Source organism: Candidatus Oscillochloris fontis, assembly GCF_004138135.1.
Taxonomy (GTDB): domain Bacteria; phylum Chloroflexota; class Chloroflexia; order Chloroflexales; family Chloroflexaceae; genus Oscillochloris; species Oscillochloris fontis.
Window position 1 is genome coordinate 1 of record NZ_RYFD01000089.1, and the last position, 5,210, is coordinate 5,210.

Genomic DNA, 5,210 nt, shown 5'->3' on the forward strand with positions numbered 1-5,210 from the left:
GTCGTCGAGGAGCCGGCCGCCCCGGTTGTCGTCGAGGAGCCTGCCGCCCCGGTTGTCGTCGAGGAGCCTGCCGCCCCGGTTGTCGTCGAGGAGCCTGCCGCCCCCGTCGTCGTCGAGGAGCCGGTTGCCCCGGTCAGTGGTGTGACGATCACCCACATCGAGTACGACCCACCCGGACGGGATCTGGATGGCGAGTATGTGCTAATCTGGAACAACAGCGAGACCCCGGTGAAGATGAATGGCTGGACGTTGAGTGATAACGACGGCAAGCACACCTTCACCTTCCGCAACTACACCCTCGCGCCAAATGCCGAGATCAAGGTCTGGTCGAAGCGAGGCAAGACCGGTGGTGGTAACTTCTACTGGAGCAACCGCACCGCGATCTGGAACAACGATGGTGACACCGGCACCCTCAAGGATGCCGACGGCAATGTCATCAGCACCTACAGCTACAGCGGTAAGAAGAAGAACTAAGTCCTTCTTGGTAACGACGAACGGCTCGTGCTGGAACTAGCACGAGCCGTTTGTCGTTACGAAAACGTAAGAAATAGACGACGTGTAAGCATTGCGATACAGCGCACACGTCGTGTATCATAAGACATGAGAGCAGCATATACCTACGAGAACCCGTATGACCCAACAGAACCTGATCGGCACCACACTTGGCCGCTTCGAGATTATCTCCGAGTTGGGGCGGGGTGGCATGGCGGTTGTCTACAAAGCCCACCAAGCCGACCTTGATCGGATCGTAGCCCTCAAGATTCTCCCACCCGATCTGACCCACGATACCAGCTATATTGCCCGCTTCCGCCAAGAGGCGCGGAGTGTTGCGCGCTTGGAACATCCCCACATTATGCCAATCTATGACGTGGGGGAGAGCAATGGCATTCACTACATTGCCATGAAGTTCATCCAGGGTCTCACACTCAAAGACGTGATGCAAGAAGAAGGTGCAATGCCGGTGCGCCGGGCGGCGGAAATCCTCGCCCAAGTCGGTGATGCGCTCGACTATGCGCATCGTCAGGGCGTTATCCACCGTGATATTAAGCCCTCCAACGTCATGCTCACCGATGAGGGTTGGGCCTACCTGACCGACTTTGGGTTGGCACGCGGCACTGGCAACACCACCAGCGGCCTCACCATGGCCGGAACTGTGATGGGTACCCCGGAGTATATGTCACCCGAACAGGCGCAGGGATTACCCACGGTTGGCCCACCGACCGACATCTATGCCTTGGGCGTCGTGCTCTATGAACTACTCACCGGCACCTTCCCGTTCCATGCCGAAACCCCAATGGCGATGTTAGCTGCGCGGCTCCTCCAAGCCCCCATCCCACCGCGTGATGTACGCGGCGATCTGCCCAGCGCCGTTGAAGATGTGGTGATGCGCGCCCTAGCCCGCAAACCAGAGGCGCGCTTTGCCAGTGCCGCCGAAATGGTCGCCGCGCTGCGTAGTGCAGCCGGCATTGGAACAGGAACCAGTGCCCAACCACCACTCACCCCCGGTACCGGGATGCCCGCAATTGGTGAGACGATTGTTACCCATACTGCCGGGGGTTCCACGCCACCCTACGTCAAACCCCAGATCCCTACACCACCACCGCAACCACGGGGGCAGGCGGCGTCCCTATCACCCTTACCCAATCTACCAACCCCACCACCGACCCCGCCGACGGTAGTACCGGGTGGAGCCGGTTACACACCCGGCGCTGCGACCACCACCAACAAGCCCAAAACCGGCCTCTTCATCGGTATTGGGGCCGCGCTGGTGGTAGTACTGCTCCTCATCGGTGGCGCGGTGGTGGTACTGAGTCCCAAACCAACGATAAACCCTACCCCTGTGCCAACCAGTGCTGCCATCGCGGCGCTGATCAGCCAGAGCGACACCGATCTTGCGGCTGGGGATCTTGAGGCCGCCCTCGCTGGCTACCAGCAAGTACTTGACACGGCACCCGGCAATCTCGCCGCCCTCCAGGGGATTGCCATCATTGATAATCTACGCGCCGACTGGCAGATGGCCGAGGCCAGCGCCCACGAACTCGTCAACGCGGCAACCAGCGATGATCCGACAGCGGCGCTCGGTTTGGCCCTCCTTGCCGATGCAATCGTTTCGCAAGGAGCCACCGATGAAGCTGAAGCCACCATCGAAGAGGCCCTTGCACTTGATGATGGCCTGTCACTCGCCTACGCCATCCGCTCAACCATCACCGCCAGTCAGGCTGCCGACCTCAACGACACCACCATGATGGATACGGCCCTCGAAGAAGCTGATACGGCGATTGATGTATTAGATAGCGAAACCAGCGTGATCGAGGCGCTCACCTATAATGCTATCGCCGTCACCTTCTCACAAGACTATGGGTTAACCGAGAACCCGATCAGTCTGAATGCCAGTGAGGAGAACTATCAACTGGCGATAGATCTACTACCCGATGTGGCCCTCTTCCACAGCAACCTCGGCTACCTCTACAACAAGAGCGAGGACTACGAGCAAGCGCGCACAGCCTTCGAGGCCGCTCTCGATGCTGATCCGAACTACTCGGATGCACAACTTGGAATTGGTTGGAGCTACTACAGCCAAGATCAAGATGCCAAAGCCGACGAGGCATTTGATACGGCCCTCAGGATTGATCCAAACAACCCGAATACCCACTACGCCAAAGGGCGCATCAGCTTCAACAACGATGACTATGGCGCAGCGATCAGTTACTTCGAGCGCGCCACCCAACTCAACCCCCGCAGTTCCTACAACCAGGTATGGCTCGCTCGTGCATACCAATTCGCAGGCTTCTTCAGCGAAAATGGTGACATACAGGCCGAACTCTATGCCAAGGCCGAAGCCACCTACCGCGTAGCAATCGAGATCCGCCCCAACTTTGCCTTCGCGACCAGTGGCCTGGGTTGGGTACTGCAATACCAAGAGGAATACACAGAATCGATTAGCATCTTCGAGCAAGCCATCGAACTGAACGATCAGGACGACGAAGCCTACAACGGCCTCGGCTGGAGCCTCTTCAATCTTGATCGCCTGAGCGAAGCCGAAACTGCCTTCCGAAAGGCCATCCAACTCGCGCCCTACTATACCTCGCCCCAGTATGGATTAGGCCGGACCCTGGAAGAACTCGGTCGCAAGGACGAAGCGCGGGCCGCCTTCCAAGCCACCTTGGAGATTGATCCAAACTACACCCAAGCCCAAGAAGCACTGGATCGCCTGGGGAATTAGGGTGTATTGACAAACCACCCCATCCATGGCTACAATCCATATGTTCGTTCCGAATTGCACAAGATAAAGGAGCCACCCATGACCAGTGAGCGCGCCGCAGCGTTCGACTTCTTTGGCCCCCGCAGCCTAACCGGCCCTGAGCTAAAGCCGGGCGATGTCGCCCCCGATTTTGCCCTGATTACGAACAAACTTGAGACCGTCACCAAGGCTACCTATGCGGGAAAGCCACTGCTGATCAGCGTAGTTCCCTCTCTCGATACCGGCGTATGCAGCAAGCAGACCGTTCGCTTCAACGAAGAGGCCACCCAGCTCGCCGAACAGGCCAACTTCGTGACCGTCAGTGCCGATCTGCCCTTCGCCCAGATCCGCTGGTGTGGCAGCAACAATGCCGATGCGGTTCAGGCGCTCTCGGATCATCGCGACATGAGCTTTGGGGCCGCCTATGGCACCCTCGTCGGCGACTTCCGCATTGAGAGCCGCGCCGTCTTTGTGGTTGATGCAGCGGGAACCATTCGTTATGTCGAGTACGTTCCGGTTGCCGGGCAAGAACCTGATTATGATCAGGCACTCGCGAGCTTAAAAGAACTCGTTGGGTAGATATACGCTTCCCAGCCAGAGACACAATGCTACCCTCTAACACCTCGCAACCAAATAGGTTGCGAGGTGTTATGCTTAATGGCCTACAGCGCAATGAAGCCCCTGTTTTAAGTACAACAATAGTTCAGTCTCACAAAATACTAGGCCAGCAGTGAGATTAGATCGCTAGGCATACGGTTATATTGGAGCTATAATCATCATAGATCTCTACCAACCAGCACACTTTGATATCGTGATTCAGCATTCATCAAGATCAAAGAGGCACCAGATGAAGACTTCATCGATCATGTTGGGACTACTTACCCTCTTGCTACTGATCTGCGTCCAACCAACCGCTGCGATGCCATTGCAAGCTGAATGTGAGATTTCGGGCGTCATTACCAAAGATACCACCTGGGGGCCAGAAAGTTGTGATCCCTATCTTGTTACCGGCAATATACGCATCAATCCAGGTGCAACCCTGACGATCCTACCGGGAGCAACGGTAAGATTCGATTCCTACATCCAGTTGGAAGTCGCAGGAACACTCATTGCTCGTGGTACGCCTGATGCTGTAATTACTTTTACTGTTTTAAAATCTGACACACCTGTATTATGGAGTGGTATTCTATTTCAAGATTCGAGTACCGATGCAAAATTCGACCAACAGGCCAATTATATCAGTGGAAGTATATTACAATACATCATAATCGAAAAGGCAATTCAAAATGCGGTCAGAATAGAACAATCCACACCCTACATTGATCATGCAACATTCCAGAATAGCAATCCAAATCCGGGAACAATCCTTGTTGTCAAGAGTCAAGATGGATTATTTCAGATTACCAATAGTATATTCCAAAATAATGGAGGAACGTTGAGTGTACAAGATTGTGATGAGCGATTTGTACAACCAGGAATACTCAGCGTTGAAGCCGAAAGCGCTGCGATTGTCAATAATCAATTTCTACAGAACTGTGCAAGTAACATCATTAGTCTCACATCGCGCAACGAATCAATTGTCAGCAACAACAGTATTATCAATAATAGATCAATTGCACTTATTAATGTTGAATCTCCAATCAATTCGGTCATCGTTTCTGGCAATATATTGAGCAATAATCGAAGTTATATCGGCCTTTTAGGCGAAGGCAATGTTGCCTTTCATATGAACACCATCGAAAAAAACACCCTATTTGAAGGTATTTATGATCAGCCCGAATTCTACGCCCTATTTGCCGAAGAGACAGGCGGAGACCTCTCCACGCCCGTTGATGCCAAAGATAACTACTGGGGCGTCACCAAGTCCTCAGATATCGAGAAAATCATCTATCGGGGGTTGTGCTAGTACATAAACTTTAAAAATCGCCTATCGTTGTATTTTTCTACGAATAGGTGATGCACGTATGCC

The 5,210-nt window shown here is 54.1% G+C and carries 4 protein-coding genes; all 4 read left to right on the top strand.

What is annotated here, in order from left to right; genetic code table 11:
• On the top strand, positions 1 to 474 hold a 474-nt coding region (locus EKD03_RS17800; protein WP_161569309.1), incomplete at its 5' end, for a lamin tail domain-containing protein.
• Positions 475 to 631: 157 nt separating this feature from the next.
• A complete protein-coding gene (locus tag EKD03_RS17805; protein WP_129633742.1) occupies positions 632 to 3,223 on the top strand; it encodes a serine/threonine-protein kinase in 2,592 nt (863 codons plus the stop codon).
• 78 nt (positions 3,224 to 3,301) lie between these two features.
• Complete coding sequence (gene tpx, locus EKD03_RS17810) at positions 3,302 to 3,820, top strand: thiol peroxidase (protein WP_129633744.1); 519 nt, start codon at positions 3,302 to 3,304, stop codon at positions 3,818 to 3,820.
• 268 nt (positions 3,821 to 4,088) lie between these two features.
• Positions 4,089 to 5,147, top strand: a complete 1,059-nt coding sequence (locus EKD03_RS17815) for a right-handed parallel beta-helix repeat-containing protein (protein ID WP_129633746.1) — start codon at positions 4,089 to 4,091, stop codon at positions 5,145 to 5,147.
• Positions 5,148 to 5,210 lie beyond the last annotated feature (63 nt).

Excerpts from the sequence above, each read along its gene's own strand:
- EKD03_RS17805 (WP_129633742.1), top strand. The coding sequence starts at position 632 with ATGACCCAACAGAACCTGATCGGCACCACACTTGGCCGCTTCGAGATT.
- tpx (WP_129633744.1), top strand. The coding sequence starts at position 3,302 with ATGACCAGTGAGCGCGCCGCAGCGTTCGACTTCTTTGGCCCCCGCAGC.
- EKD03_RS17815 (WP_129633746.1), top strand. The coding sequence starts at position 4,089 with ATGAAGACTTCATCGATCATGTTGGGACTACTTACCCTCTTGCTACTG.